At 60.8% G+C, this 25,997-nt stretch carries 25 protein-coding genes; 13 read left to right on the top strand and 12 right to left on the bottom strand.

Going from position 1 to position 25,997, the window contains the following annotated elements:
• Positions 1-61 precede the first annotated feature (61 nt).
• The 6 genes from V3587_RS03405 to V3587_RS03380 all read left to right on the top strand — a co-directional run bounded on the left by V3587_RS03405 (position 62) and on the right by V3587_RS03380 (position 6,326).
• Positions 62-1,576, top strand: coding sequence for a condensation domain-containing protein (locus V3587_RS03405; RefSeq protein WP_081558339.1), 1,515 nt, complete (start codon positions 62-64; stop codon positions 1,574-1,576).
• Entirely contained in the window at positions 1,509-2,975 is a 1,467-nt protein-coding gene (locus tag V3587_RS03400; protein ID WP_283376121.1) for a condensation domain-containing protein, read from the top strand. The genes V3587_RS03405 and V3587_RS03400 overlap by 68 nt, the downstream gene beginning before the upstream one ends.
• On the top strand, positions 2,975-4,357 hold the full coding sequence (locus V3587_RS03395) for a condensation domain-containing protein (RefSeq protein ID WP_050654765.1): 1,383 nt from the start codon (positions 2,975-2,977) through the stop codon (positions 4,355-4,357). Before V3587_RS03400 ends, V3587_RS03395 begins: the two co-directional genes overlap by 1 nt.
• A 78-nt stretch (positions 4,358-4,435) precedes the next feature.
• On the top strand, positions 4,436-4,897 hold the full coding sequence (locus V3587_RS03390; protein ID WP_003940568.1) for a MarR family winged helix-turn-helix transcriptional regulator: 462 nt from the start codon (positions 4,436-4,438) through the stop codon (positions 4,895-4,897).
• Positions 4,894-5,322 (top strand): organic hydroperoxide resistance protein, encoded by a 429-nt coding sequence (locus tag V3587_RS03385; protein ID WP_003939720.1) that lies wholly within the window; start codon positions 4,894-4,896, stop codon positions 5,320-5,322. The genes V3587_RS03390 and V3587_RS03385 overlap by 4 nt, the downstream gene beginning before the upstream one ends.
• Entirely contained in the window at positions 5,319-6,326 is a 1,008-nt protein-coding gene (locus V3587_RS03380) for an NADP-dependent oxidoreductase (RefSeq protein WP_019745038.1), read from the top strand. The genes V3587_RS03385 and V3587_RS03380 overlap by 4 nt, the downstream gene beginning before the upstream one ends.
• A 78-nt stretch (positions 6,327-6,404) precedes the next feature.
• Here the strand turns inward: V3587_RS03380 and V3587_RS03375 are convergent, their stop codons facing one another.
• From V3587_RS03375 to V3587_RS03365, 3 genes are all read right to left on the bottom strand, one after another.
• On the bottom strand, positions 6,405-7,280 hold the full coding sequence (locus tag V3587_RS03375) for an oxidoreductase (protein WP_030535283.1): 876 nt from the start codon (positions 7,278-7,280) through the stop codon (positions 6,405-6,407).
• 50 nt (positions 7,281-7,330) lie between these two features.
• Positions 7,331-8,284, bottom strand: a complete 954-nt coding sequence (yidC, locus tag V3587_RS03370; RefSeq protein WP_003939695.1) for a membrane protein insertase YidC — start codon at positions 8,282-8,284, stop codon at positions 7,331-7,333.
• Between the two features lie 112 nt (positions 8,285-8,396).
• On the bottom strand, positions 8,397-8,702 hold the full coding sequence (locus tag V3587_RS03365) for a DUF6412 domain-containing protein (RefSeq protein WP_029256089.1): 306 nt from the start codon (positions 8,700-8,702) through the stop codon (positions 8,397-8,399).
• 388 nt (positions 8,703-9,090) lie between these two features.
• Between V3587_RS03365 and V3587_RS03360 the strand changes: the two genes are divergently transcribed.
• On the top strand, positions 9,091-9,630 hold the full coding sequence (locus tag V3587_RS03360; protein WP_283376120.1) for a C40 family peptidase: 540 nt from the start codon (positions 9,091-9,093) through the stop codon (positions 9,628-9,630).
• A 190-nt stretch (positions 9,631-9,820) separates the two neighbouring features.
• Positions 9,821-10,057, top strand: a complete 237-nt coding sequence (locus V3587_RS03355) for a hypothetical protein (protein WP_283376119.1) — start codon at positions 9,821-9,823, stop codon at positions 10,055-10,057.
• Here V3587_RS03355 and V3587_RS03350 read toward each other — a convergent pair.
• Positions 10,032-12,389 (bottom strand): ATP-binding protein, encoded by a 2,358-nt coding sequence (locus V3587_RS03350; protein WP_283376118.1) that lies wholly within the window; start codon positions 12,387-12,389, stop codon positions 10,032-10,034. The genes V3587_RS03355 and V3587_RS03350 overlap by 26 nt on opposite strands.
• 196 nt (positions 12,390-12,585) lie before the next feature.
• Between V3587_RS03350 and V3587_RS03345 the strand changes: the two genes are divergently transcribed.
• The 3 genes from V3587_RS03345 to V3587_RS03335 all read left to right on the top strand — a co-directional run bounded on the left by V3587_RS03345 (position 12,586) and on the right by V3587_RS03335 (position 15,728).
• Positions 12,586-13,311: a GntR family transcriptional regulator gene (locus tag V3587_RS03345; RefSeq protein WP_064114424.1), complete on the top strand. Its 726-nt coding sequence runs from the start codon at positions 12,586-12,588 to the stop codon at positions 13,309-13,311.
• A gap of 108 nt (positions 13,312-13,419) precedes the next feature.
• On the top strand, positions 13,420-14,994 hold the full coding sequence (locus V3587_RS03340; RefSeq protein ID WP_064687636.1) for an NCS1 family nucleobase:cation symporter-1: 1,575 nt from the start codon (positions 13,420-13,422) through the stop codon (positions 14,992-14,994).
• A 5-nt stretch (positions 14,995-14,999) separates the two neighbouring features.
• Positions 15,000-15,728: an aspartate/glutamate racemase family protein gene (locus V3587_RS03335; RefSeq protein ID WP_064687637.1), complete on the top strand. Its 729-nt coding sequence runs from the start codon at positions 15,000-15,002 to the stop codon at positions 15,726-15,728.
• Here the strand turns inward: V3587_RS03335 and V3587_RS03330 are convergent.
• Positions 15,695-16,870 carry an MFS transporter gene (locus V3587_RS03330; RefSeq protein ID WP_064687638.1) on the bottom strand — a complete coding sequence of 392 codons (1,176 nt, stop codon included), beginning with the start codon at positions 16,868-16,870 and terminating at the stop codon, positions 15,695-15,697. The genes V3587_RS03335 and V3587_RS03330 overlap by 34 nt on opposite strands.
• A 98-nt stretch (positions 16,871-16,968) precedes the next feature.
• Positions 16,969-17,280: an ArsR/SmtB family transcription factor gene (locus tag V3587_RS03325; protein ID WP_007733929.1), complete on the bottom strand. Its 312-nt coding sequence runs from the start codon at positions 17,278-17,280 to the stop codon at positions 16,969-16,971.
• A 338-nt stretch (positions 17,281-17,618) separates the two neighbouring features.
• Here V3587_RS03325 and V3587_RS03320 point away from each other — a divergent pair, with 338 nt between their 5' ends.
• Both V3587_RS03320 and V3587_RS03315 read left to right on the top strand, forming a co-directional pair.
• Positions 17,619-18,869, top strand: coding sequence for an MCE family protein (locus V3587_RS03320; RefSeq protein WP_020908890.1), 1,251 nt, complete (start codon positions 17,619-17,621; stop codon positions 18,867-18,869).
• An 82-nt stretch (positions 18,870-18,951) separates the two neighbouring features.
• Positions 18,952-19,704 carry a methyltransferase domain-containing protein gene (locus tag V3587_RS03315; RefSeq protein ID WP_283376239.1) on the top strand — a complete coding sequence of 251 codons (753 nt, stop codon included), beginning with the start codon at positions 18,952-18,954 and terminating at the stop codon, positions 19,702-19,704.
• A 43-nt stretch (positions 19,705-19,747) separates the two neighbouring features.
• Here the strand turns inward: V3587_RS03315 and V3587_RS03310 are convergent, their stop codons facing one another.
• From V3587_RS03310 to alc, 6 genes are all read right to left on the bottom strand, one after another.
• Positions 19,748-20,500: a MerR family transcriptional regulator gene (locus V3587_RS03310; protein ID WP_030535276.1), complete on the bottom strand. Its 753-nt coding sequence runs from the start codon at positions 20,498-20,500 to the stop codon at positions 19,748-19,750.
• A 75-nt stretch (positions 20,501-20,575) separates the two neighbouring features.
• The gene (locus tag V3587_RS03305; RefSeq protein ID WP_007733920.1) at positions 20,576-22,063 is read right to left on the bottom strand and encodes a flavin-containing monooxygenase; all 1,488 of its coding nucleotides are present in this window, start codon (positions 22,061-22,063) and stop codon (positions 20,576-20,578) included.
• On the bottom strand, positions 22,060-22,980 hold the full coding sequence (locus V3587_RS03300) for a ferritin-like domain-containing protein (protein WP_283376117.1): 921 nt from the start codon (positions 22,978-22,980) through the stop codon (positions 22,060-22,062). Before V3587_RS03300 ends, V3587_RS03305 begins: the two co-directional genes overlap by 4 nt.
• Before the next feature lies 1 nt (position 22,981).
• On the bottom strand, positions 22,982-23,893 hold the full coding sequence (locus V3587_RS03295; RefSeq protein WP_050654767.1) for an SDR family NAD(P)-dependent oxidoreductase: 912 nt from the start codon (positions 23,891-23,893) through the stop codon (positions 22,982-22,984).
• Between the two features lie 169 nt (positions 23,894-24,062).
• Entirely contained in the window at positions 24,063-24,992 is a 930-nt protein-coding gene (gene puuE, locus V3587_RS03290; protein WP_003940421.1) for an allantoinase PuuE, read from the bottom strand.
• 16 nt (positions 24,993-25,008) lie between these two features.
• Positions 25,009-25,995, bottom strand: a complete 987-nt coding sequence (gene alc, locus V3587_RS03285) for an allantoicase (RefSeq protein ID WP_030535271.1) — start codon at positions 25,993-25,995, stop codon at positions 25,009-25,011.
• Positions 25,996-25,997: the final 2 nt, after the last annotated feature.

The raw sequence follows: 25,997 nt of genomic DNA, 5'->3' as shown, positions 1-25,997 counted from the left end.
ACAAACATCCGCCCCGTTCACGATCCCCACCTTTCGCCATCTCGAGAGATCAGGTTTCCCAATGGAATTCACGGAACTTGCCGACTATCCCCTACCTCCAGGGACCGTCACCGAGTGGACTCCCGCCGCGGTGAATCCGCCCGAACTGTGGCCTGTCGACCAGCGTCCCGCCAGCTACATACACGAGGCACACTTGAAACATGCCCAGCAGGCGAAACGGCAGGTGCACCATCAGACCGACGTGTGCACTCCGTCGTGGCTGGGTACCTCGTTTCGCATCCACGACCGACTCGACCGAAGGATCTGGGCGGCCGCTCTCGATCACTGGATCGATCGCCACGAAGTGCTCCGAACACACGTCGCCGTGGAGGGCGAAACGATAGTCCGACGCACCGCGGCGTCTGGAGACGTCCGGATTCTGGGCACCGAGGTCGGACACCTTGCGTCCTCGATGTCTGTCTTCACGCATCTGCAGCAACTGCTCGACCGATCGACCGATCCACTTGTCTGGCCTGCGTATCAGTTCGCGACGATCGAAGGCCCCAACCACTTCACCGTGGTTTTTGCCGCTGATCATGCTCTGCTGGACGGATATTCGGTGGCGTTGACCGCGCACGAACTGCAGACGATCTACCGATCGTTGAGCGAGGGAAGCCCTCCCTCGCCGCCGGAGACCGGAAGCTACATCGACTTCGGCACCAAGGAACGAGATCTCGTGGGACACGCGGACCGCTCTCACCCGGCAGTGCAGACGTGGCGCGAGTTCTACGCGCAGGGCGAGGCTCCGTACTTTCCAGCGCTACCCGAACCGGTCACCGGACGCCGAGTCCCTCAGCAGAGCCTGTCTGCCTGGCTTCTGAGCGCCCGGGGAGCCGAACGCCTGGCAGAAGCGAGCAAGCGCAGCAACCAAGGATTCCTGGCCGCGATACTCGCGTGCGCGGCCAAGGTGACCGGCGATCTCACCGGTGCAGACGAATTCCGCGTCGTCGTGCCGCAACACACCCGTTCGGAGCTTCGATGGGCCGCGTCGCTGGGATGGTTCATCGGTGTTGTGCCGGTGAGGATTCCGATTGCCCCCGCCGCAACCGTGAGCGATCTGGCCAAGGTTGCCGGCACGGAGATACGGCGCGTCCGCCCCGCCGCGGCACTGCCGTATTCGAAAGTGTGCGAGCTGATCGACTCCCCGCAGCACCTGCCGTTCGTGCTCTCGTACATGGACGTTCGTCACGTTCCTGGTGCCGAGCAATGGACGAGCTGGCAGACCAGGGGCCTTCGTAGTCGAGATCATTCGGGAACCGACGTCTACATCTGGCTCACGCGGACTCCCGAAGGGCTCAATCTGGCCATACGCCACCCGGGCAACGCGCGCACGAGCCGCCACATCCATCAGTTCGCGGGACTCCTACGCCGCGAAATGGAGGACTTTGCCTTCTCGACCGACACTTTCGCACCTCCGACCAACACCGCCGTACCGATCAATACCGCTGTACCGATCGAGGAGAACTCTCATGGAAATGACACCCATCGATCTCTGGGCACCGAAAGCCGGGACGCTCACCGAGTTCAGGCCTACTGAACAATCCCTGGCGGCGGCATCCGGGGCACCACGGAGCGACCAACCGCTCTCGTTCCTACAGGAAGGACACATTCGTACCGCCGATCACAAGCGCGCACAAGGCGTCGACTGGTCACCGTGGATCGGATTCACGTTCACTCTGCCCGGTGATCTCGATCGGGAGGCACTGCGTCGGGCGGTCCGGGCGTTTGTCCTGCGGCACAACACACTGCACAGTTGGTTCGAGGTGAGATCATCCGAAGATCCCGACGGTAGCGGGGTCATCGACCGTCACGTGGTGGATGCGTCGACGATCGAACTCACGCCGCACAGCGTCGGTTCTCTGAACACGACAGATGCGGTTCGCGAGCATGTGAGCCGAAGTTTCGCCGGCGATACCAGCCCATTGCAATGGCCCTCGTTCATCAGTGGCGTCGTCGAGCACGGCGCCGGCTTCACCGTCTACTACGGCGTCGATCACTCGCACACCGACGGCCTGTCGTTGATGCTGGGCGTCGAAGAACTTCGTGCGCTGTACATCGCCGAAAGCGCCGGCATCGAGGCTCAACTTCCCTCTCCCGGCAGCTACGTCGAGTACAGCGGCGAGGAACGGACATCCGCGGGGAACCTCGACCTGGCCGCAGCGCCTGTGCAGCAGTGGATTTCGATTCTCGCCGCCAACGCCGGCCAACTCCCGACGTTCCCCCTCGACCTCGGTGTCGCGCGGGGCGAACAGGCCCGGTCGACCCGCACACACATCGACGTTCTCGACAGCGACGAGTCAGCCGCGTTCGCAGCGCTGTGCAAGTCCAATGGCGTCGGCTTCTCCACGGGGATCTTCGCAGCCCTCGCCCTCACCGAGATCGAAGTTGCGGATCGAGCGAACTACTTCGCGCTCAACGCAGTCGGCACTCGCTCCGATCCGAGATACCTCTATTCCCAAGGCTGGTTCATCAATCTCGTCCCGGTCTCGTTCACGCTGAGCGGTGTCACGAACTTTACCGATGCACTCCCCCTTGCCCACGCTGCTCGCGCTGCGGTGAAGGGACTCGCGGACGTGTCCATTCACTCGGTGATCGCCCAGGTGTCGAAGTTGACCGGATCCGACATCGGTGGAACCTCGGTCCCGCCGATGGTGTCGTACATCGACATGCGCCTGATTCCAGGTGCCGAGCACCATGACGAACTCGAGGCGCGGGCACTGGGTGGGCCAGGAACGACGGGTGATCTGTCGATGTGGATCAACCGGAAGGAAGACCGTACGTACGTGATGGTCAGTTTTCCGGACACCGAGCAGGCGCACACATCGGTGAATCGGTACCTACGACACCTTCGCAACGTCCTGAGAACGGTCACTGATACCGGCGACTACCGTGTCGTGCGTCAGGCGGATGCACGTCAGGAAGTGGAGACCGCCTGATGCACATCACGTTTCTCGACAGGTTCGAGGCACGGCCGGGCCGCATTCTGCAGTGGACGCCGAGCGAAATCTCCACCGGAACGACGTATCCGGTTCCCCCGACCTCCAATCAGCAGCTGCATCTTGCCGGCAGCCGCGGCGATACGACTTGGCTCGCTGCCACTTTCGACGTTCCCGGCCCCATCGACACGGACGCACTCAAGGCCAGCTTCGAGGAATGGACGTCCCGTCACGACGCCCTGTCGTGCTCGTTCTCCCAGGCCGAAGAATCGGGTGAATCCTCGGCACTGTTCGTCGACGTCGCCGACGTCGGCGATCTGCGCCTGCGTGAGGAAACAGTGGCTGACGCGAGAACACCGGAGCAGGTGCGAGAACTCTTGGGCGAGCGCTTGGATCGATGGTGCAATCCTTTCGCGTTTCCCGCGTACTTTCTCGGTGCCATCACCCGCGAGGACCAGTCGACAGTGGTCTGCGGGTTCGACCATGCCATCTGCGACGGCTGGTCCATGAGCATCGCAATTACCGAGATCAGCACTCTGTATCGCGAATACACGCGGGCGGACCGTGATCCGATCGCGTCTGATCTCCTTCCGGAGCCCGGGAGTTTCCTCAACTACTGCTTCCGGGAATCGGCAACCGCGGATCCAGAGCCCGGCGACCACCGGATTGCGGGTTGGCGGTCCTTCCTCCGAGCATGCGGGGGTGACACTCCCCATTTTCCCGTAGATCTGGGACTGCCCGCCGGGGCGATGTCGCCCCAGGGCACAGACACCCGAATGCTCCTCGACGCCGACGAAGCAGAGCTGTTCGACCAGAACTGCGCCGATCATCGACACTCCTCGTTCGGTGCAATTCTTGCGTCGATCGGTTTGGCCACAACACAATTGACCGGCAAGAGGGACACGCACCTACTGTTCCCTGTTCACACGCGTCGGGAACCGCGACACAACCACACCTTCGGATGGCTGGTAGCCAATGCGCCCATCACCGTGACGAGCATGGACAATCTTCACAGCACTGCCCGGGCAGTCAATCTCGCTTTCCACGAGTCACTTTCACTGTCGTCCGTGTCGTCGAGGCAGGTTTTGCGGAGCTTGGGGCCCGAGGTTTCGCCCACTCGCAGAGACATCTTCTCGGTGTCCTACGCCGACTACCGAACCATGCCCGGTGGATCTCGCCCCCGTAAATCAAAGTCCAGCGAATCACAGCCTGCGCCGATCAATCCGCAGCAACTCAGTCGCGTCTCGAACGCCGACGACGTTCAGTTCTGGTTCTCACGAACTCACGACGGATTGGCAGTGCGGACCAGGTTTCCTGCGCCCGCTACCCGGACAGTGCACACCTTCCTCTCGCATGTCTCCGAGATCCTGTCGACGCCGTAGACGAACGGCCGCCTATCCGTAGATCTATTTGACACTTCTTTGTTGTGCACAACTTAACTGTGCGCTACAGTTGTTCTCGTGACCAACCCACTCGCCCTCGAACGCCAGGTCTGCTTCGCCCTCTATTCGGCGTCGCGGGCCACGACGGCCGCGTACCGGGCGATGCTCGACGACCTGGGAATCACGTATCCCCAGTACCTCGTCCTGTTGACACTCTGGGAACGAGACGGCCGCGGGGTGCGTGAGATCTGTGAGGCACTCGATCTCGATACCGGAACTCTGTCGCCGCTGCTCAAGAGGCTCGAGGGTCTGGGATTCATCGAGCGCCGACGCCTCACCACCGACGAGCGTCGCGTCGAGATTCACCTGACCGAGGCGGGTTCCACCTTGCGTAGCAAGGCCGAGGACATCCCGGCCAAGCTCGCAGGCGCCACTGGTCTGAGTAACGACGAACTCACCGAACTCCGAGACGTTCTCACTCGTCTCGGTGAGTCACTTCAAGCATCCAACGCCCACTCCGACGGAAAGAAGAAGTCATGAACATCGTCTACACCGCAGAAGCACTTGCCACCGGCGAAGGCCGCAACGGTCACGCTCGCACCTCGGACGGACGCCTCGATCTCGGCCTCGCCATTCCCAAGGAAATGGGTGGCAGCGGCGAAGGCACCAACCCCGAGCAGCTCTTTGCCGCCGGATACGCAGCATGCTTCCACTCCGCTCTGCAGATGGTCGCCCGTGCCGAGAAGGCCAACGTGGCTGATTCCGCAGTCGGCGCGCGGGTCGGCATCGGCCCCAACGGTGCAGGAGGCTTCGGACTCGCTGTGACGCTGGAGGTTTCACTCCCCCATCTACCCCATGATCAGGCCGTCGAGCTGACGGAGAAGGCACACCAGGTGTGCCCGTACTCCAATGCAACTCGCGGCAACATCGAGGTCACCCTCGAAGTAAGTAAGGACGACGAATGAGCACTACCACTGTCAGCCGGGAAATCCGTCTCGCTTCACGCCCGAACGGTTGGCCCACGTCGGAGAACTTCGCCACCGCCGAAGTAGAACTCCCCGAACTCGAAGACGGCCAGATCCTGGTCCGCAACATCGCCATCTCCGTCGACCCGTACATGCGCGGCCGAATGAACGACGTGAAGTCCTACCTTCCGCCGTTCCAGGTCGGTGCGCCGCTCGACGGTGGTGCCGTCGGCGAGGTCGTCGAATCCAAGTCGGCTGATCGCGCCGTGGGCGACGTCGTCGTCCACGGCCTCGGATGGCGTGAATACGCCATCCTCGACGGATCCGCAGTGACTCCGGCCGACACGTCCATCGCGCCGGCGACGGCCTACCTGGGTGCCCTCGGCATGACTGGCCTCACCGCGTATGCCGGCCTCACCGCGGTTGCGGAGTTCAAGGAAGGCGATACCGTATTCGTCTCCGGCGCAGCAGGTGCCGTCGGATCGCTCGTCGGTCAGATCGCCAAGTTGCTCGGAGCGAAGCGAGTAATCGGTAGCGCCGGTTCACCGGCGAAGGTTGCCCGACTTCTCGAACTCGGATTCGATGCGGCATTCGACTACCACGACGGCCCGATCACCGAACTACTCGCCGCTGCCGCCCCTGACGGCATCGACGTGTACTTCGACAACGTCGGTGGCGAGCATCTCGAAGCCGCAATCGATGCCATGAACCAGGGTGGCCGGATTGCCCTGTGCGGAGCCATCGCTCAGTACAACACCACCGAGAAGCCCACCGCTCCCCACAACCTGGCACTGGTGATCGGCAAGCAGCTCACACTGCGCGGATTCCTCGTGGGCGGCTACCGTCACCTCGGTGGCGAATTCCGCACCCACATGGCAGGGTGGCTCGCCGACAACAAGATTCAGTGGGACGAGACCATCGTCGAAGGCCTGGAGAATGCACCGCAAGCGTTCATCGACCTGATGCGCGGCGCGAACACCGGCAAGATGGTTGTCACGCTGTAACCCGAACAACATCTAGCTCGAACGGATATGAAAGTGGCCGCGAACTTCTCGAAGTTCGCGGCCACCTTCATATCTGAATCAAATCCCGAACGAGACTCCGGTCAACTTCTCCGACAGTGTCCACAAACCCGAGGCTGTCTTCGTATCGTGTGACTTCTTGTTCGACCCCACGACCTTCGGATACCCTCGCTGCTCGAACGGACCGTCCGGTCCGATGTAACTGCCGCCGAAGGCATCCGGCGCGGTTGCCGCCCACAGTTCGGGAAGGGCGCCCATCTCCGCGGACTGCGCGAAGATCGAATTGCCGATTCCCATCAGCTTGTCCTGGATCGACTCGGTGTGCCCCTGCAGGTTCGTCGACGCGTATCCCGGATGCGAAGCGAGCGCTTTGAGCGAAGATCCCGACGCCGCGAACCTGCGTTGAAGTTCGTACGTGAACAACAGATTGGCAAGCTTGGACTGCCCGTAGGCCAACCATCGGTTGTACTTCCGACGCTCGAAATTGAGATCGTCCAGATCGACAGTTCCGAGCTGATGCAGGGCACTGGACATCGTCACGACACGATCGGTGAGCTTGTCCTTCAGCAATCCGGTCAATGCGAAGTGTCCGAGATGGTTTGTGCCGATCTGCATTTCGAATCCGTCGACCGTCCGGCGGAACGGAACCGCCATCACGCCGGCGTTGTTCACCAGGACGTCGACCTTCTCCGTTGCGTCGGCGAAGGCTCGTACCGACGACAGATCCGAGAGGTCCAATTTGCGGACAACCGCGTTGGGCCCGATCTCGGCGGCTACGGCGTCGGCCTTCGTGGTGTCACGACAGGCGAGGACGACGTCGGCCCCGGCTTTGCCCAGCGCTCGTGCGACTACCTCACCCAGTCCGCTGTTCGCCCCCGTGACGACAAATGTGCGGCCGGTCTGATCGACTACGTCTTCTGCGGTCCATTTGGTCATGCTTTCCAGCGTACGTGCCTTACTCGCCGGTAGGGAGGGGTCGCTTTCCGTCATCGCCTGCGCTTGGCGCGGATGGGCTTGGCGCCCGGCAGCGGCGGTGCAGCCACTCTGGGCGACGGGGGCGCGGTCATTCCGGGAGTCGGCGACGATTCGGCTTCCTTCTGCTCCGCAGCGATGCGTCCGTACACAAAATGCTGTTGTCCCAGCGTCCAGCAGTTGTTACTCACGAAATACAGCAGGATCGCCACGGGCGCGAACGCACCGAAAGCGATCACCCCCACCGGAAACACCCACAATGCGAGCTTGTTCATGATCGCTGTTTGAGGGTTGACGGTTCCGGTGTCCACTTGGCGCGCGATGGATGCCCGCGATGTGAAATGTGTAGCGACGGCGGCAAATATCATCAGCGGTACCGCTACCAGAATGATGGAGATACGGCTGACGTCGCCGAATGCTTCCAGTTGTGCTGCCGGGCTCGAAATCATGGCGGACAACGGTGCGCCGAACAGTTTGGCGTCGAGAAAAGACTGCACGTCCGAGGCACTGAAGAAGTAGTTGGCCGTGTTCGCGTTGTCCGCCACCGACATCGGTTCGGTCGGGCTCAGAAACGGGACGTGCGATGCCGCTCCAGTCCGATTGAACGATCGCAGGACGTGATAAAGACCAATGAACACCGGTGCCTGAACCAGCATCGGCAGACAGCCGAGCAACGGACTGTAATTATGTTCTTTCTGCAGCTTGGCCATCTCTACAGTGAGTTTCTGCCGGTCACCCGAATACTTCTTCTGCAACGCCTTGATCTGAGGTTGCAGCTTCTGCATCACCAGTTGAGTGCGGACCTGCTTGACGAAGGGTTTGAACAGCAGGGCTTTGAGCGTAAAGACGAGAAATACGACCGACAACGCCCACACGACGCCGTTGTCGGGTGATCCGGAGACCAGTGAGAAGACCTTGTGCCAGAACCAGAGGATTCCGGACACGGGGTAGTAGACAAAATCGAGCATGACGAATGAACCTCACCGAGAGGCACGCTCAGAGAGATGAGAGCGCGGGAATGGTTGTGGACGCAAGACGTCTGACCGACCTACGACGAGTTCACACCCGTCGACTGCCGATCTACAGACCGATTCCCGGAGCTCGAGGTTGCGGACGACCGGGCGCGTCCGGGCTGCTCTGCCTGCGGAAAGCACCACGCAGGCAGCGTTCGTCATCAGACGGGCCAGTGGCCGAAACCGCGCACAGTTGCAGAAGTTCGTACTTCGAGGAGGTTGCGAGCGCAGCGACCACGAAGACGGCAATCGCAGTTCCCAGCACCGCGGCGCTACCCGAGGAACCAAGCGGAGGCACTGCGAGAAGAGCGATGAACGGCAGCAGAAGCAGCAACAGTGACCGTGTCACCGTTCCTGTGCTCCGCTGTTGCATGACTGCGAGAGTACAGAACGTCTGCCGAATCCAGCCAGACGTTGCCTCACGTACTTGTTCGCGCAGCCATTTGTGCGCAGGATCGTGGTCCATCCGACCGTGCCACTGTTGAGCGTTCGGCGCTCCCGCTGCGAATCGCCTGACCGGAGCCGGGGGACGCCGGCCGCCGTGCCCTCCTTGATTCGGATCACGAAAGTCCGTCGAAGTTCTCGCGATCGATCAACAGGCCTTGCACCCACAACGCCACTCGAAACAGGTATGCACCCCGTCCAACTGACCGGTGCGAACACGTCGAGGCGCAACCAGGCTGAGTGTCGCAAGCCGAAGCCCGATCACACCCAGCTGGACAACTGCTTCGGGACGCATCGACGCAAAGGCAACACGAGAAATGTCGCACCACCGATTCACCGACCCCCGCACGAGGAAGCATGCACTCGGAAGGGCGCTTGTCGTCGGCGTTCTTTCCCTGACAACCCTTGCCGTGAGTATCGACACCGCGAACGCTCAGGCCCCCGTGCTTCGGGACTGGAACATCGCCGCAGTTTCCGTCGACACGAATCAGGCGAAGGTGTCAGCTTTCGCTTCCTCGGATACAGGCCGCGTATTGGCAGCCGCAGAGTCCAAGATCGGCGCTCCGTACGTCTGGGGCGCGACCGGGCCGGACTCGTTCGACTGCTCCGGTCTCGTTCAATGGGCCTATGCACAAGCGGGCGTTTCGATTCCGCGAGCCAGCTCCGACCAGGCGGTTGGCGGCGCTCCAGTTTCCCGGGACGATCTACAGCCGGGTGACGTGGTCCTGTACTACGGCGGGGAGCATGTGGGGATCTACGCCGGAGGCGGTGAGGTCGTTCACGCCCCGACGTCCGGGGAGTCGGTCGAACGCGCACCCGTGGACTCGATGCCGTACTACCTCGCCCGACGTTACTGACATGAATCCCGCAAGCTCGATGAAACAGCGTGTATCGCGGCGATATTCGAATCGCTCGTCGCGAGCCGAACGATTGACACTCCCCCATTGCGCGGAATGTGATGTCATCCTCTCACCCGCGAGCGCGGTCTGCGCCAGGTGTCGTGGGGAGCGGTTGGACGTGACGAGGTGTTGCGGAGACGGCACTGTCGTGTCCTGGCGAACGGTTCACGGCGACCCCTCGACCGTTCTCGCCATCGTGGAATTGGACGAGGGGCCGTGGCTGTACACTTTCCTCACCGAATCTCCTCGCGTGGATGCGCCTGCACCGCTACGAGTGTTCTTTCAGGGGCGTGAAGAAGGTAAGCGCTACCCGGTGTTCTGCTTGTGCGGCGACGACCGTGGTGAACTGCTATCGGACGTCAACTCCGGCCTGCTGAACCATTGACCTCACGCGAGTCACGCTCCTGCGCGGTCGAGACGTACCACGCTGCGATCTGCGCTCTGGAACTGAATCCCAGTTTTGTCAGTACGTGTTCCACGTGTCCCTGAGCGGTGCGCAGCGAGATTACCAAGTGCTCCGCAATCGCGCGATTGGTCAACCCTTGGGCAACCAGTTCCGCAACTTGTTGCTCACGCGGAGTGAGGTGAGGCCCTTCAGCCGACGACGCAGTCGTGACACTGGAGCGCTTGTCGAGCGCATATGCGACAGCTTCACCTTCGGACATCGCAAACCCGCTGCGAAACGACTTGTCGAAAGCATCGTCACCCATGGCTTTGCGAGCAGTCTCTGCAGCAGTGTCGTGATGAGCTGACAAACCCGGCAGGCCCGCCAGCCGTCCCCCGACCTTCTGCCAATACATGGCTGCCGCGCCGAGCAGAACCGCTGCATGCTTCCAATCACGTTGCGCTGCAGCAATCCACGCCAACGGCTCGATACACCACGCCGAGTTCATCGGGGCATCGAGAATTCTCAGACTTCGAGTCAAATAGTCACTTGCGGCATCCAATTCACCTCGGAGCCAGCTCACGAGCCCGAGAGTTCCCAGCGCAAATGCCTGGAACATCATCTCGTCGGCGGGCACGGTGATCGCGAGAATCTCTTCGTTGCACTCCACAGAGCGATCAAGAGCGCCGGACAGGAAGTACGCGACTCCCAAGGTGTCCAGCCCGATCACAACATGCAGCAGATTCTTGTCGAGTCGAAACAGCGTCAACGCGGATTCCAGCTTGGCTGTAGCGGTATCGAAGTTACCTCTGAAGGTATCGACGTATCCGTCTCCCCACGTCGCCAAGCCGCGCGAGCGCACATCCGCCAAGTCGTTTGCCAGGCGCCAACTCTCGTCGACAAACTCTTCTGCCCGTTCGAGTTCCCCCTGCATCGCGTGATTCACGGCGTCGATGGCCAAGACATCCACTCGGAACGGATCCAGCTCTCGATCCTGTGCATTCAAGGCTCGATCCGTCCAATAACGCGCCTGCACAAGTAATCCACCTGCAAGCCAGAATCTGTACAACGCACCGACCATTCGCGTTGCAGATCGCGCCTCTCCGGCAGTGGAAATCGAGTACTCCAACGCATCGTTGACGTTGCGCTGTTCACGACCGAGCCTTGCGATCCAGGCAGCTTGCCGGCCACTGATCCACTCGGCTTCCGCATGAACGACCAGTGCCTCGAACCAATCACGATGGCTTCGACGCAGAGCGGAATACTCACCGGCGGACTCCAACTTTTCATGTCCGTACTCCCGGAGTAGGTCGAGGAGGTGGTACCGAACATCCCCGTCGGTTTCCTCACGAATCAGGATGGACTTCTCGACCAACGCGGTGACGAGATCGAGCACTTCGGTCGAATTCATGTCCTGCCCACACACGCCCTCAGCGGCATCGAGATCGAACCCACCCGAGAACACCGACAACCTCCCCCACAACTGCTGTTCGGTTGGCGAGCAGAGGTCGTAACTCCAATCGATCGACAATCGCAGCGTCTGTTGACGACTCGGAACGTCGCGTCCACCCGTTGTAAGAAGTCGGTATCGATCCGAGAGCCTGTTCATGATCTGCTCAGCAGACATACCACGCAGGCGAGCTGCCGCCAGTTCGATCGGAAGTGGGAGTCCATCCAAGTCGTGACAGATATGCGCAACGGCGCGCTTGTTCTCCTCGGTGAGGGTGAAACCAGGTACGACGGAAGCCGCACGCTCGGTGAACAACGACACCGATTCGTACTGGGCAATTCCCTCGAATTCGGGCGGCTGTTGCTGCGGTGTGGTGAGTGAGGGAACGCGCATCGTCACCTCACCGCCCAGGCCCAGCGATTCGCGGCTCGTCGCCAGGATCTTGACGCCGGCACATCGCCGTAGGATCGCGCCTACGAACACAGCGACGGCATCGACCAGATGTTCACAGTTGTCGAGCACCAACAGCAGACTCCGATCGGCGCAGTAGTCGATCAATGCCTGCAGCGGGTCCGCCGACGAGACCGACCGGACACCAAGGGTCACGGCGACATGATCTTCGAGGAGATCCGAATCTGTCTGCTCCCCCAGTTCCACCAACCAGGCACCATCTCGAAACACCCGTTGCAACGCGCCCGCAAGTCGGATCGCGAGCCGTGTCTTGCCCACGCCACCGATCCCGGTGAGTGTCAACAAACGGGACGTCTCGAACAATCTCCTGGCGTCGGCCAACTCACGCCGACGACCGACGAAACTCGTCAGCTCCAAGGGCAGGTTGCCGACAACTCGCTGGTCGGCTTCTGAGCGCACAGCGGATGCCATCGACCGACTCGCTTTCTGCCATACCACTACACAACAACGCTACCCCCACGATCGGCCTCCCGAGCAGCACTCACGCGAGCATGTGATCGGAGCCCACTTGTTCTCCCCCGAGTGCGAGATGCACGACGGCCACACCGGTGTCACGCAGACGAAACAACGTATTCCTACTCTGGCAGACAGACGAAGGGAGACCGACATGCCGCCGCGCCGTAGATCGGTACTGCTGACGCAACTGGTAATCGATGCTCCCGGAAGTCCGCAACAAACGATCCTCGACGAACTGCGGCGAGTGATTCTGTCGGGTTCGGCGCCTCCGGGTACCCCGATTCCTCTCGGCGACGTGGCTGATGTGTTCGGTGTCAGTCGAATACCTGTGCGGGAATCACTGAAAACACTGGTCGGAGAGTCCTTGGTCGACCATCGACATCAATTCGGCTACACCGTTGCTCAGCTGACGCCGGCAGAACTGCGAGAGATGTACATCGTCCGCGAAACTCTCGAATCAGCTGCATTGGCCGTCGCTGTCGAGCAGGCAACCGAAGAGGATCACGAACACGCCGTCGAGGTGAACTCCCGTTTGGAGATCGCATTGCGCTACGACGACTCTCAGTCCTATCACTGCGAGAGCCGAAACTTTCATCTCGCACTGACCCGACCGTCTCAGATGCTTCGACTTCTGCACATGTTCGAAGCTGCCTGGAACATCACCGAACCAGTACAGCCGATGGTCCATGTTGCCGGCGTCGATCGCCGGGTTCTGCACTCGGATCACACCGCGATGCTGGACGCATTCCTGCGTCGGGACGCATCCGCACTTCTGAGCGCTTCCGAAATCCATCATCGCCGACTCGATACCGTGATCGCGACTCTACCGACAGACACCGGTCTATTGGCCGAAAAAGATATACCGATCGCGCAATAGTCGTGCAACACAGCATCGATACCTTTCTCTCAACACAGTTTTCATCACTGACGCTGAGAGCTCGTGGCACCGTCCGCTGATTTCCTGCACTGATGCACAGGAGCTGTCATGACCGACATTCTTCCGTCCCGAACGACCACTACCCCCACTCCCCCAAAGGAAAGCGGATCGGGTGACCTTGTCGAAGCCGCGGGTCACCCTGTCGGAAGCGGCCTGATCAAGCCGGGCTACGACCCTCGTTTGACCAACGAGGACTTGGCGCCGCTTCGCAGGCAGACCTGGTCGTCGTACAACATCTTCGCCTTCTGGATGTCCGACGTACACAGCGTCGGCGGATATGTCACTGCCGGTAGTCTTTTCGCACTGGGATTGGCCAGCTGGCAAGTACTCGTCGCCCTGCTGGTCGGTATCACGATCGTCTACTTCTTCTGCAATCTCGTCGCCAAGCCCAGCCAAGTTACCGGCGTGCCGTATCCGGTGATCTGCCGCAGCGTGTTCGGCGTCCTCGGCGCGAACATCCCGGCAATCATTCGTGGCCTGATTGCCGTGGCTTGGTATGGAATTCAAACCTTCCTCGCTTCAGCAGCCCTCGATGTCGTACTGATCAAACTCTTTCCGTCACTCGCGCCCTATGCCGTCGTCGAAGACTACGGATTCGCCGGACTCTCCGCACTGGGCTGGGGAAGTTTCATGCTCCTGTGGGTACTTCAGGCCTGTGTCTTCTGGCGAGGCATGGAATCGATCCGCCGCTTCATCGACTTCTGCGGGCCGGCTGTGTATGTCGTGATGTTCATGCTGTGCGGCTACCTGATCTACAAGGCAGGCTGGAGCGCCATCGATCTCACGCTCGGCGACGTCAAGTACTCGGGTTTCGACGCCGTGCCGGTCATGCTCGGTGCGATCGCTCTGGTTGTCTCGTACTTCTCCGGACCGATGCTCAACTTCGGCGACTTCTCCCGCTACGGAAAGTCGTTCGCTGCCGTCAAGAAGGGCAACTTCCTCGGTTTGCCGTTGAACTTCCTCGTATTCTCGGTGTTGGTCGTCGTCACTGCATCGTTGACGCTGCCGGTGTACGGCGAACTGATCACCGATCCCGTTGCGACCGTTGCACGAATCGACAGCACCTTCGCCATCGTTCTCGGAGCACTCACCTTCACCATCGCCACGATCGGCATCAACATCGTGGCCAACTTCATTTCCCCGGCCTTCGACTTCTCCAACGTGAGTCCGCAGAAGATCAGCTGGCGCGCCGGCGGAATGATCGCAGCGATCGGCTCGATCCTCATCACGCCGTGGAACTTGTACAACAATCCGGACGTTATTCACTACACACTCGAAACCCTCGGAGCCTTCATCGGTCCGCTGTTCGGAATTCTGATTGCCGACTACTACCTCGTGCGCAAGCAGAAGGTCATCGTCGACGAACTGTTCAGCATGTCGCCGACCGGAACCTACTGGTACAGCAAGGGATACAACCCTGCTGCAGTGATCGCCACCGTGGTGGGAGCCGTCGTCGCGATGGTCCCGGTCCTGGGCAAGGACCTCACCGGGATGTACACCGCAGCGCAGTACAGCTGGTTCATCGGTTGTGGGCTCGGATTCACCGTCTATTACCTACTCGCCGCGCGCTCTTCCTCAGCTGTCCGGAATGCTTCCTCTCCCGACACTGTGACGGTCGACTGATCGTCATGAGAATCAAGGTGATCAACCCCAACACCACGTGGGCGATGACCGCCAAGATCGAGGAATGTGCCCGGACCGTCGCAGGCTCGGGCACATTCGTCGAGGCTGTCAGCCCTGCCATGGGTCCCGCGTCGATCGAAAGCCACTACGACGAAGCTCTCAGCGTCCCCGGAATCCTGACCGAGATCGCCGCCGGAGAAAAGAACGAAGTCGACGGCTACGTCATCGCTTGCTTCGGTGACCCAGGTCTTGATGCAGCCCGAGAGTTGGCCAAGGGCCCCGTCGTAGCTGTTGCCGAAGCGGCAATGAACTACGCAAGTTTCCTGGGTCGCGGATTCAGCATCGTGACCACTCTCGGTCGAACCCGCGGCCGCGCAGCCGATCTGGTGGACCGGTACGGCATGCAGGCTCGGTGCCGGGGTATCCACTCCTGCGAGATTCCGGTTCTGGAACTCGATCGTGATCCCGACGCGCGAAAGGTGATCTTGGAAGCCTGTTTCGACGCATTGGAGCAAGACGACTCGGACGTCCTCGTGCTGGGTTGCGCCGGCATGGCGGACCTGTGCCAGGACTTGTCCGACGAACTGGGTGTCCCGGTAGTCGACGGCGTTGCCGCTGGGGTCACGGTGGTTCAGTCGTTGGTCACCCTCGGGCTGTCGACCAGTTCGCGCGGCGAGTTCGCACGCCCACTTCCCAAGAACTACACCGGTACACTGACACCGTTCTCGCTGTGAGCGTGCCTGAGCGAGAGTCGAACACCTGTCACCAGCAGCGCCAGGACCGCGAACAATACTCCAGCCCAGACTAATTGGCGGGTTTCGAAATGCGCGAGAAACAGTCCACCGACCGCAGTGCCGAGCGTGATCCCCAGGTTGGAGAACGAGATGAAAAGGCTGTTGCCGAATTCAGGCGCGTCGACTGCGTCTCGCCCCATCCAGCTCTGCGAAACCACCAGTCCACCGGAATGCAGTACACCCCAAACCAACACGGCTACAACCATCGCGCCGAAGTACGGGCCCGCCAGATAGAGCATCACGTAGACGACGATATACAGCAAGGGAAAAGCCACAACCGTGCGCACCACCCCCTTGGCGAGCAGAGCCCCGAAGACGAAGTTGCCGAAGATCATCACGACACCGAAAGCCAAGAGCATCGCGCTGATCCACGATCCGCTCATGCCGGTCACTTCGCCGAGGTATTCGGCAAAGTATCCGTACACCGAGAACATGGCTGCGAAGACGAAGGTGACGGAAAGAATGGTCAACCACACGCGCGGCCGGCGAAGTATCCCGACCTGTGCACCGTACGACAGGCGTTGTGTCACAGGAGCCGAGGGCAGAAGTACGACAATCCCGAGAAACGCGAGAACGTTGACCACGGCGCCGAACACGAATGCTGTCGACACCGAAAAGTTCTCGGCCAAATAGGACGTCAAGGGCACGCCGAACGCGAATCCGACTGTGACGCCTGCAAATACCTTGGTCACCGCGGCGGTCGCCTGTTCCGGCGATACCAGACGAACCGCACTTGCAAGCGCGACAGCGAAGAAGACCGGATGAACCACGGCGGGGATGATCCGAAATGCAAACATCACCTCGAAACTCGATGTGGTCGCATACACCACATTGGAGACCGCAAAGACTGCAATCGCTACCAACAGAACGGTTCTCCTGTTGATTCCCGAGGTGATCAGCGTTGTGAACGGACCGGTCACCGCCACGACGAGTGCAAACACACCGACCAACCACCCGGCAGTCGACGCGGTGATACCGAACTTTTCGCTGATCTGAGGCAGAACCCCGATAATGCCCATCTCCGTAGTGATGATTCCGAATACACCCAACGCCAGAACCGGTATCAACAATTTCGACTTCACGACACACTCCTCACTACTTCGCCACACAAGACAGTTACATATCTATATATGTAGATATATTTGGTTGAACAACCCGACCGACGAGGGCAATTCGGCCGCTACAGCTTTTCGCGAACGAATTCCCTGAACTCGCCGATCACGGATTCGTTTCGTCGGTAATACGTCCACTTCCCGATGCGCTCGGACTCGAGCAGACCCACGTCTTTCATGCCCTGCAGATACCCCGAGATCACCGACTGGGCAAGTCCCGATCGCCCCTGAATGTCACCGACACAGACTCCGATGTGAAACCCGAGATCCTGCTGCGTATACGAGTCCTCGTCGAAATACTTCGCCGGGTGCGCGAGCCACTCCATGATCTGCAGGCGAGTCGGGTTGGACAGCGCCTTGAAGATCGCCAAAGCATCCATGGACCACACCCCTCTGCACGACAACCGGAACGCATCTACTTTTATGGATATGTTTGGCGAAGTCAAGCCCGATCCGGACCGAAAGCCGTCTGCATCACATCGAAGCATTCGAAGTGAGCTGCGACACTTACGTTTCGACGACCTGCGGAAATCTCAGCGTCGACTTTCTATCTGTGACGACTTGTTTATAGTTATCGCCAACAACGAATTGCCGGAAGTTTCCGGTTCACCTCAGAACGTCCGTGGGTGAACACAATTCGCTCAACACCAGCCGTACCCGGCTTGTCATTCGGGAGTCGAACCATGAACACACCGCATCAGTTCAGGGTCGTCACCTCATGGTGATGTCGAAGCTCGCCAAATGGCAGCTGGTCGCCCTCGTCGTGGTTGCACTCCTGGGCTTGATCTATGTCGGAGCGAAATACGTACGGCTGGACAATCTTCTGGGATTCGGCCAATACACGGTCAAAACCGAACTGGCGACGTCCGGTGGCATCTTCACCAACGCCGAAGTGACCTATCGCGGTGTACCCGTCGGACGCGTCGGTGACATGTCGCTCACGTCCGACGGAATCGAAGTCGACCTGTTGATCGACAGCAGTGCTCCGCAGATTCCCGCATCCGCGCGGGCCGTGGTGGCCAATCGCTCAGCCATCGGCGAGCAGTACGTCGACCTTCAGCCCGATACCGACCAGGGCCCGTTCCTCGAAGACGGCTCGGTGATCGCCGTGGGCGACACAACCACGCCGATCCCGATCGAGAATGTCTTGACCAGCGCCAACGGTCTGGTGCACTCCGTTCCGGTCGACGCACTCCACACCGTCGCGAAAGAACTCGGCGCGGCATTCAACGGCAAGGGCGAAGATCTGCAGGTACTTGCCGACTCGCTGTCGGGGATCTCCCAGTCGGGCCTCGACACCCTTCCCCAGACCCTCGGACTGATCCGCGACAGCCAGACGGTGCTCACGACCCAGTCCGATCAATCGTCGGCGATCAAGCAGTTCAGCACCGACCTCGACGCACTGACGGCGCAATTGCGCACCAGCGACCCCGACATCCGACGCGTGATCGACAACGGCATACCGGCCAGCGAACAAGTCGGCTCTCTCGTCACCGAAGCCGGCCCCGCGCTCACGACCAACCTCTCCAACCTCTCCGCCGTTGCAGCGGCAGCCGCACCGACACTGCCCTCGCTGCAGCCCTTCCTGCTCTTCCTGCCTGCGCTCGCCGGGGCGGCGCCCACCGTTGCACCGGGAGACGGCACAGTACATCTGGGCTTGGTACTCGAGACCAACAACCCGCTCTCGTGCACCGTCGGTTACGAAGGGACCATGGCGATCCTCGACGAGATGAAGCGCAAGGACCCGAACTTCGACGACACGACGCAGAACTTCCCGTTGAACACTGCCGCCAACTGCCAGGCACCTCAGGGCAGCGAAACGGGAGTTCGTAGCGCCAACCGCATCGCGTTCGCCGACCCGAACACCTCGCAACCGTGGGACAGCAAGCCCAAGGTGGACCCGGACAAGCTCAACCTGAACCCGATTGCCACTCAACTCGCACCGATGCTCGGCGCCACCCCGAAGTAGCCGTAAACAACTGGCACCGTCGACCCTCCGCGACGATGATGATGTGATGTCGGAAGGAACGCCTGAAGGCGAGTCACAGAGCATGTCACGAGGTTTCGACGAACTTGTCGCCGAAGCGGAATCCGCCTCCGTCGACGGGTGGGATTTCTCGTGGCTCGACGGACGCGCCACGGAGCAGCGTCCGTCGTGGGGGTACCAGAGGCTGATGGGTGAACGTCTCGGCCGCGCCGGCGCCGCATTGGACATCCAGACCGGCGGCGAAGTCCTCGCCGCTGCACCGTCACTCCCGCCGGTGATGGCAGCAACCGAATCCTGGCCACCGAACATCGCCAAGGCCACCGCCCTTCTGCGTCCCCGAGGTGTGGTGGTGGTCGCCGATCCGGACGAGCCGCCGCTACCGTTCGCCGATTCGGCTTTCGACCTGGTGACCAGCCGACACCCAGCGACGGTGTGGTGGACCGAAATCGCGCGGGTACTCGAACCGGGAGGAACGTACTTCGCTCAACATGTGGGTCACGCCAGCGTGTTCGAACTGGTCGAGTACTTTCTCGGTCCTCAGCCGCAGGCTCGTCGCGGACGGCACCACGAGGACGAAACTGCCGACGCGATTGAGGCCGGGCTCACCGTCGTCGACCTTCGTTTCGAGCGTCTGCGCATGGAATTCTTCGACATCGGCGCCGTTGTCTACTTCTTACGCAAGGTGATCTGGATGGTTCCGGGATTCACCGTCGCGCAGTATCGGGACCGGCTCCGCGAACTCGATCAGCAGATCCGTCGCGACGGATCTTTTGTCGCGCACTCGAGTCGATTCCTGATCGAGGCACGCAAGAGCTGAGCGCACCGCGACGGGCCGCACATCCCGAACGTGATCGATGCTGCTAGTCGGACTCGTCGGCGTCGCTCCGCGAGCCGATCGCAGCGGCAAGATAGTCGCCGAGTTCACGCTGAAGGTTCGCGTCGAGTGCCCGGGCCAGTGCCGAATGTACCGACGCCACACCGAGTTCACGCATCGTCTGGAGCATCTCGGCTGTTCCGGCAACCTCGTCGCCCTCCGGGAGCCAACCGACCCCGTGCTGATCGACGATGCGATCCTTCGCCGCCTGAATCAGGTCTTTGGCGATCCCGTCCACAGCGTTGTGAAGCTTTTCGTGCACATCGACCAGTTGATCGAGAGTGAAACCGTAGTCGAGGAGACTCGAAAATCCGCTGAGCAAAGCAGGATCGGTGAAAACGCAGTTCTCTCCTTCGATCTGTACCAGTCCGAGATCTACGAGACGATCCAGTTGACCATCTGCATCTCCCCCGAGAAACTCGCGTACGACGGCCATCTCGATACTCACGGTGTCGCTGCGGGACCATGGTTCGGTGACCGCGTGCTGCAGACCCAGCACCTCTGTCAGGTCTTTCCCGCTTTCCCACCCGGTGATGAAGTCGTCGATATGCGCAGTGGTGAAACCTCGTTGAAGAAGCGTGTCGATCAGCTTGAGGCGTTCGAGGTGCGCGTCGCCGTAGATGCCTACCCGCCCACGCTTCTCCGGCGGAGGAAGCAATCCACGTTCCTGATATGCCCGTACATTCCGCGAGGTGGTGCCCGCAGCGCGCGCTAGATCGTCGATGCGGTACTCGGTCACCGCCTCGTCTCCTCTGCCGCGTCGGTCGTCACGATTCCAACTTAGTGGCAACACCAGGCCGATCAGAACCCGGGATCAGGTCTGCGCGGTGTCTTTCTCGCGCACCGTGCTCGTGTAGTCCCGAAGATCCACCGATTTCAATTGGTTCACGTACTGGGTCGCGAAACCGGGAAACATAGTGGCATTGAATCCTTCGTCGGTGAGATACCAACTCGAACATCCCGAGTTCCACGTGGTCTTCGACAGCCGACGCTGCAACTCGACGTTGTACGCATCTTCGACATCTTGACGAACATCGAGTGCCTTGAGGTCGCGCTCGAGAACGATCTTGATCGCTTGGGCGAGATAGTCGAGTTGCGCTTCCATGTACACAAGGGCGGAGCTGTGCCCCGGACCCGAGTTGGGTCCGAAGGTGAAATACAGGTTGGGATAACCGGATACCGCAATGCTCTTGTACGCACGCGCCCCGGATTTCCACTCCTGAGCGAGCACACGTCCGTCCCGGCCGATGATCGGGACCGGTGTTCCGGTCTTGCAAACGTCGAAGCCGGTGGCGAAGACGATGCAGTCGAATTGATGCTCGATCCCTTCGACCGTGCGAATGCCATGTGGCGCCAATCTCGCGATCGGCCAGGTCACGAGTGTGCAATTGTCTTGCTGGAGAGCCGGGTAATACTCGCTGGTCATCAGCAACCGCTTGCACCCTGCCCGAAAGTCGGGAGTGAGTTGTCGCCGCAACCACGGGTCCTTCACCTGCATGCGCAGATGAAGACGCCCGACTGTTTCCACCACCCTCGTCAACGGGGATTCCCACACCACCCCGAGAGCTACCGATTCGTGTCCCCAGTACCAAGCCCGACGCGCCAGAGTCTGGACGACCGGATGACGACGGTACAGATCCTTCGTGCGAGATCGGGTGCGTAGGTTTGCTCGCGGCAATGCCCATCCCGGTGTTCGTTGGAAAACCTTCACTGATCGTGCAGTTTTCACGAGTTCAGGGACGATCTGGACGCCACTGGCCCCGGTTCCGATCACTGCGACCCGCTTGTCGGTGAAGTCGTAGTCATGGTCCCAGCGAGCACTGTGAATCTTGTGTCCTTCGTAGCTCTCCAAACCCGGAACAGCAGGAAAGCTGACGTTCGCCAGCGGACCGGACGCCATGACGACGGTCCGGGCAATGACCGCTTCACGGCCCTCGAGCGCGATCGCCCAGACACCTGTCTGCTCGTCCCACTCGACGCCCGTGACGTTGCACCGAAACCGAATCTTCGGCTCGAGGCCGAACTCTTTCACCATCGTTCGGATGTAGCCGAGGATCTCCGCGCTGGCCGAGTAGGTGTGCGACCAGTCCGGGTTCGGGGCGAAACTGTACGAGTACAGACGGGACGGAATGTCGCACGCAGCTCCCGGATACGTGTTGTCGCGCCACGTCCCGCCGACCTCCGTGCCGCGTTCGAGAACGACGAAGTCCTCGATACCGTTCTGCTTCAACCGAATCGCCGCTCCGATTCCTGCGAAACCTCCACCGATGATCGCCACTGACAGTGGCTCGGCAGTACTCATGCGAGTGGCTCGTACGTAAGTTCCTTGGCCCAGGTCGGCTCGGAATTGAGCCTGCTGCCGGAAAGTCGGCCAGTGACCTTGACCATCCGATCGGCAAGCAGATGGTAGGGATGGTTGCGATTGATGACCATGTTGCCGTGCCACTTCACCACCCGATACATCGGGACGCGGAGCGCGGCCGGACTCCGTTCGCCTACGTTCCTGAATCGCTTCATCGCGGTGTAGAGCCGTTCCTCGTTCACTCCCATGTCGACGATGTTGTCGCGCATCTTGTTCAGCAGCGGGATGTAGCGAAGTGTCCCGATGATCAACGCCGGATTCAACCAGGCGCCGACGGTTTCGACAACGAGCTTGCGCGTCGTCGAGTGCCCGAGCATCTCGATCACCGCAAAATCGACCGCCAGATGCCTGGACTCGTCTGCATTGATCTTCTTGAACACAGCCTGACAGACCGGATCCTCGATCTCGTCCATGATGAACTTGACCAGGGCTCCGTCGAGCGCCACCTCGAGCATCGGTATGACGGTCCCGAGAATCGAGAGCGACAAACCGTCGGAATGCTTGTCCAGCCAGTCGATGACGAGCTTGACGTTGATGTTGGGCTCGGGCATCTCGTCGCCGTCCAGCATTCCCCACCGACGCATCAGCGCGAGTTCGGCGTTGGCGTGCTTCTGTTCCTCGGCGTGGAAATGCCGATAGATGTCTCGGAGAGTTTCAGTCGGCGCCTTGAGAGCCATCGCAGAGAAGCCACGGGCACCGACGTTCTCGATCCACATCAGGTCCGACATGAACGGTTTCAGCTTCGCATGAAGCTCTGGACTGATCGTCTCGGCGCCCGGAGCATCCCAGTCGATGTCCACCAGAGCCCATTGGCGGTCCTTGATCTTGTGCAGCATGCCGTCGAAATCGAAGGACATGTCACGCTCCTTTCGTGCTCGGCGAGTTCGTCTCCGGCGCCGCCGAAGTTCCAGATGATCCCGACTTCTGTTTCGGTGCAAAGCGATTGAGAACTCCACAGCCCCACGTGTATGCAACGGGTAGATACCGTTTGAGTCGCCAGATCACCTTCGCATCGAACTGCGGCACCACGTAGAGTCGACCCTTGTCGTAGGCGTCGAGAGTGGTGACGGCGATGCGCTCCGGCGAAAAGCCGGTTCGCCGCATCAACGCTTGCGCCAATTGTGTTGCTTCCGCGGTGATTCGGCCGTCGAGAGCAACATTTGTCTTGACGAAGGTCGGACACAGCACCGTCACCCGCACTCCCGTACCGGCAAGTTCAGCGGACAAGGTCTCCGAGAGCGACATCACGGCGGCTTTACCGACGTTGTAGGGCGCCATCAGCGGCGCAGCCGCAAACCCAGCAGCCGAGGCCACGTTGATGAATCCCCCGGCGCCGCTCGCACGCAGTTGTGGAGCAAATATCTCACAGCCGTGCACGACACCCCACAGATTGATCCCGAGTGCCCACTCCCAATCGTCGAAACCGATCTCGCCCACCGGTTTTCCACCGATACCCACCCCGGCATTGTTGATCACCAACGAAAGCGGACCCGCAAGTTCGAGTTCCGCGAACAACGCCAGGTCCTGAACCTGCTCACGAATTGACACATCGCATTTGACGGCGTGCGCGGTACCACCGATCTCATCGATGAGTGCCACTGTGTCCTTGGCCCGTTCCAGCGAGATATCCGCGCAGATCACCTCACCGCCTCTGCGCGCCAACTCCAACGAAAAGGCACGGCCGATTCCGCTGCCGGCGCCGGTCACCACTGCGCGGGCATTGTGGGACAACTTCGATCCGCGGTTCTTGGTCGGTTTCTTGGTCGGCACCGGTCGGCTCACCTCGAAGACGCTTCGACTGCTGTGTGTTTCTCCATCTACAAAGAGTCATCCACAACCGTGCCAGTTGTCAATGGCCTAGAATTCGATGGCGGAATACGCGGCAGTCGAACCAGTACCCGGACTGCTCGAATGAAGTCTTTTGTCGACCGACCGTGATCTAAACGGGGTGCGCGGTCTTCCAGTGCTCGGCGATGTCGATGCGCCGCGCGATCCAGACCTTCTCGTGTGACTGCACGTGGTCCAGAAATCGCTCGAGAGCGGCCGCACGGGCAGGGCGGCCGACTATGCGGCAGTGCAACCCGATCGAGAGCATCTTGGGCGATCCGGCCGTCCCCTCCGCATACAGCACGTCGAAGGCATCGCGTAGGTGCGCAAAGAACTGATCACCGCTGGGAAATCCTGCGGGAGAGGCGAAACGCATGTCGTTGGTGTCAAGGGTGTACGGAACGACCAGGTGCTTCACCGATTCTGCGCCACGCGGAACGTCGACCCAGTACGGCAGATCGTCGGCGTATGAATCGGAGTCGTAGACGAAGCCGCCGTGCTCGACGACCAATTCGCGGGTGTTCGGTGAATCGCGCCCGGTGTACCAACCGAGAGGCGCCGAACCCGTCAGATCTCGCAGAATCTGCACCGCCTCGGCCATGTCAGCGCGTTCGCGCTCGATGTCCACGGATTGGTAAGACTTCCAACGTAATCCGTGGCACGCGATCTCGTGGCCCAACTCCTGAAAAGCACTGACTGCTTCGGGGTTACGCTGCATCGCCCGCGCCACCGCAAAGACCGTGAGAGGCAGGTTTCGCCGCTCGAAGGTTCGCAGTACACGCCACAACCCGGCCCGTGAGCCGTACTCGTACAGCGATTCCATGCTCATGTGTCGATTCGGAAATGCCTCTGCCGGAGTCATTTCCGACAGAAATGTTTCCGAAGCCGCGTCCCCGTCCAGGACGTTGTTCTCGGCTCCCTCTTCGTAGTTGAGCACGAACTGAACCGCTATCCGCGCGTCGCCGGGCCAGTGCGGATGCGGCGGATGAGGGCCGTACCCCACCATGTCCCGGGGATAGTCGTCGCGCGGATAGTCGCTCATGCCAACAACTTTACCGTCAGCGCCCGGAGATCACAGCGCGAGCAGCGTCGGTGAGTACGCCGAAGACTCTCAGCCGCGCCAGGCCACCGTCCGGGAAGATGTCCAGACGAACATCGGTGACCTGGACTTCGGAATCGATCGGAAAGCGATGGCGCGTATCCGGACGCAGCGTCGTGCGCGGCAACAGTTCGATCCACTCCCCCTCCGACGTCCGCCCGGTCAGAGCGCCCTCACCTGGACTGTTTCCGAGGAAGTACGAGGTGTCGATCTCGACGAAACTCAGCACGCCTTCACCCGCGAGTTGTACTTGCACCCAGTCGTTTCCGTTGTCGCGGCGCCTGGCGGTCTCCCACCCGTCACCCATCGAAGCAGCGCGTCCGGGAAACAGGATGTTCTGCGGTGAGCTGTAAAACATGTTGGAGCAATCGGTCACGCGGCCACCGTTTTCGAGTGCTGCGAGGTCCAACGGCCCGGCATCGAGGAAACGCGGGTCCGGCCGCGCTTCGCCGTGAACACGGAATCTCGCCACGCCGCCGTCCGGGTAAATGGTCAGCTTGACGTGCGTCCACCGCTCCTCCGACGCCACCGAGAACGGATTCTCCGAGTCACCGTGCACGGTCGAGCGCTCGACGATGGTTGTCCACTCGCCGGATCCGGCCAGGTCGGCGGGATCCGGATACCCGTCGACCGAGATTGCTTCCACCGAGATCTCGGGCGGGTAATTGCCCTTGAACCACGCGGTGTCGACCACGACGCCTCGCACCACTCCGGGAACACCGAGTCGAACGATCGCCTCGTCATGGCCTGCCACCCGGCGGCGACGCGTCTCCCAACCGTCGTACACCTGCCCCTTGTGACCGAACGTCGCCGGCTGGTACCCGGCCTTGCCTGGGCGGATCAGGGCCTCACGCTCGGCAAACGCCTCGTCGTTCGCCCAGATGACGGCTCCGCCGAGGGTGCGCAGTGCGAGATCGGGCAGCAAGGTGAATTCGGTGGTGCTCATCG

Origin of the sequence: Rhodococcus sp. IEGM 1306 (assembly GCF_036541985.1) — a bacterium.
GTDB lineage: Bacteria > Actinomycetota > Actinomycetes > Mycobacteriales > Mycobacteriaceae > Rhodococcus_F > Rhodococcus_F qingshengii.
The sequence above is the reverse complement of the archived record's forward strand: the minus strand, read 5'-3'. Positions and strand labels throughout refer to the sequence as shown.

What these genes read in the sequence shown, in the direction of transcription:
- V3587_RS03405 (WP_081558339.1), top strand. Translation starts at nt 62, where the DNA reads ATGGAATTCACGGAACTTGCCGACTATCCCCTACCTCCAGGGACCGTC.
- V3587_RS03400 (WP_283376121.1), top strand. Translation starts at nt 1,509, where the DNA reads ATGGAAATGACACCCATCGATCTCTGGGCACCGAAAGCCGGGACGCTC.
- V3587_RS03395 (WP_050654765.1), top strand. Translation starts at nt 2,975, where the DNA reads ATGCACATCACGTTTCTCGACAGGTTCGAGGCACGGCCGGGCCGCATT.
- V3587_RS03385 (WP_003939720.1), top strand. Translation starts at nt 4,894, where the DNA reads ATGAACATCGTCTACACCGCAGAAGCACTTGCCACCGGCGAAGGCCGC.
- V3587_RS03380 (WP_019745038.1), top strand. Translation starts at nt 5,319, where the DNA reads ATGAGCACTACCACTGTCAGCCGGGAAATCCGTCTCGCTTCACGCCCG.
- V3587_RS03375 (WP_030535283.1), bottom strand. Translation starts at nt 7,280, where the DNA reads ATGACCAAATGGACCGCAGAAGACGTAGTCGATCAGACCGGCCGCACA.
- yidC (WP_003939695.1), bottom strand. Translation starts at nt 8,284, where the DNA reads ATGCTCGATTTTGTCTACTACCCCGTGTCCGGAATCCTCTGGTTCTGG.
- V3587_RS03365 (WP_029256089.1), bottom strand. Translation starts at nt 8,702, where the DNA reads ATGCAACAGCGGAGCACAGGAACGGTGACACGGTCACTGTTGCTGCTT.
- V3587_RS03360 (WP_283376120.1), top strand. Translation starts at nt 9,091, where the DNA reads ATGTCGCACCACCGATTCACCGACCCCCGCACGAGGAAGCATGCACTC.
- V3587_RS03350 (WP_283376118.1), bottom strand. Translation starts at nt 12,389, where the DNA reads ATGGCATCCGCTGTGCGCTCAGAAGCCGACCAGCGAGTTGTCGGCAAC.
- V3587_RS03345 (WP_064114424.1), top strand. Translation starts at nt 12,586, where the DNA reads ATGCCGCCGCGCCGTAGATCGGTACTGCTGACGCAACTGGTAATCGAT.
- V3587_RS03340 (WP_064687636.1), top strand. Translation starts at nt 13,420, where the DNA reads ATGACCGACATTCTTCCGTCCCGAACGACCACTACCCCCACTCCCCCA.
- V3587_RS03335 (WP_064687637.1), top strand. Translation starts at nt 15,000, where the DNA reads ATGAGAATCAAGGTGATCAACCCCAACACCACGTGGGCGATGACCGCC.
- V3587_RS03325 (WP_007733929.1), bottom strand. Translation starts at nt 17,280, where the DNA reads ATGGATGCTTTGGCGATCTTCAAGGCGCTGTCCAACCCGACTCGCCTG.
- V3587_RS03320 (WP_020908890.1), top strand. Translation starts at nt 17,619, where the DNA reads ATGGTGATGTCGAAGCTCGCCAAATGGCAGCTGGTCGCCCTCGTCGTG.
- V3587_RS03315 (WP_283376239.1), top strand. Translation starts at nt 18,952, where the DNA reads ATGTCACGAGGTTTCGACGAACTTGTCGCCGAAGCGGAATCCGCCTCC.
- V3587_RS03305 (WP_007733920.1), bottom strand. Translation starts at nt 22,063, where the DNA reads ATGAGTACTGCCGAGCCACTGTCAGTGGCGATCATCGGTGGAGGTTTC.
- V3587_RS03300 (WP_283376117.1), bottom strand. Translation starts at nt 22,980, where the DNA reads ATGTCCTTCGATTTCGACGGCATGCTGCACAAGATCAAGGACCGCCAA.
- puuE (WP_003940421.1), bottom strand. Translation starts at nt 24,992, where the DNA reads ATGAGCGACTATCCGCGCGACGACTATCCCCGGGACATGGTGGGGTAC.
- alc (WP_030535271.1), bottom strand. Translation starts at nt 25,995, where the DNA reads ATGAGCACCACCGAATTCACCTTGCTGCCCGATCTCGCACTGCGCACC.